The following is a 1,039-nucleotide window of genomic DNA, read 5'->3' on the forward strand; positions in this document are numbered from 1 at the left end:
CTTGCACATAATCACCCTTCGGGTTGTGCTGAACCCAGTAAAGCGGATAAACTCATTACTGAACGGATAATAAAGAGTTGTCAGTTCATGGATTTACGCGTGCTCGACCATATCGTGATTGGGCGTGGAGAGTATGTTTCTTTTGCCGAACGCGGCTGGATTTAACCCGCTATGCGCGATCCTTCGGGATCTTTGTCTGTTCGGGACTTGAGCACATCGCTGAGTCAGCGTATACTACGCCACCTTTGAGAATCTCGGGTTTGGCATTTGGGCCTGGCAATCGAGAGTTCACATAGAACTGCGATGACCGGGCTGTAAAGCCTGACGAGGCGCCAATACCCCATACGAAGCTCGAGCTAATTTGATTTTTGGAGAATAGACATGTCCCGAGTCTGCCAAGTTACTGGCAAGCGTCCGGTGACCGGTAACAACCGTTCCCACGCACTGAACGCGACTAAACGCCGTTTCCTGCCGAACTTGCACTCTCACCGTTTCTGGGTTGAGAGCGAGAAGCGTTTTGTCACCCTGCGCGTATCTGCTAAAGGTATGCGTGTAATCGATAAAAAAGGCATCGATACAGTTCTGGCTGAACTGCGTGCCCGTGGCGAAAAGTACTAAGTACTTAGAGGAAATAAATCATGGCTAAAGGTATTCGTGAGAAAATCAAGCTGGTTTCTTCTGCTGGTACTGGTCACTTCTATACCACTACGAAGAACAAACGTACTAAGCCGGAAAAACTGGAACTGAAAAAATTCGATCCAGTTGTTCGTCAGCACGTGATCTACAAAGAAGCGAAAATCAAATAATTCTCGCTTTGATGTAACAAAAAACCTCGCTCCGGCGGGGTTTTTTGTTATCTGCTTGCCCCCATATTGATTGCATCTGTTCATTCCTAGAGATGCTATGCCTGAATTACCCGAACTTGAGACCAGCCGTCGCGGCATAGAGCCGCATCTCGTTGGTGCACCCATTCTTCTTGCAGTGGTGCGCAACGGACGCTTGCGCTGGTCGGTTTCAGAAGAGATCTACCGTTTAAGCG

General features: G+C 48.5%; 4 protein-coding genes. All 4 read left to right on the forward strand.

Going from position 1 to position 1,039, the window contains the following annotated elements:
• Nucleotides 1-165, forward strand: a 165-nt coding sequence (locus R7Z41_RS24420) for a JAB domain-containing protein (protein ID WP_318141695.1), incomplete at its 5' end; no start/stop codon positions are given.
• A gap of 216 nt (nt 166-381) precedes the next feature.
• The gene (gene rpmB, locus R7Z41_RS24425; RefSeq protein ID WP_000091955.1) at nt 382-618 is read left to right on the forward strand and encodes a 50S ribosomal protein L28; all 237 of its coding nucleotides are present in this window, start codon (nt 382-384) and stop codon (nt 616-618) included.
• A gap of 20 nt (nt 619-638) precedes the next feature.
• Complete coding sequence (rpmG, locus tag R7Z41_RS24430; RefSeq protein ID WP_001051798.1) at nt 639-806, forward strand: 50S ribosomal protein L33; 168 nt, start codon at nt 639-641, stop codon at nt 804-806.
• 97 nt (nt 807-903) lie between these two features.
• Nucleotides 904-1,039 (forward strand): DNA-formamidopyrimidine glycosylase family protein (locus tag R7Z41_RS24735; protein WP_411913151.1); only part of this gene is annotated, 136 nt, incomplete at its 3' end.

It is taken from the genome of Vibrio sp. 1457, assembly GCF_033340195.1.
Taxonomy (GTDB): domain Bacteria; phylum Pseudomonadota; class Gammaproteobacteria; order Enterobacterales; family Vibrionaceae; genus Vibrio; species Vibrio alginolyticus.

Coding starts and splice junctions, on each gene's coding strand:
- rpmB (WP_000091955.1), top strand. CDS start 382: ATGTCCCGAGTCTGCCAAGTTACTGGCAAGCGTCCGGTGACCGGTAAC.
- rpmG (WP_001051798.1), top strand. CDS start 639: ATGGCTAAAGGTATTCGTGAGAAAATCAAGCTGGTTTCTTCTGCTGGT.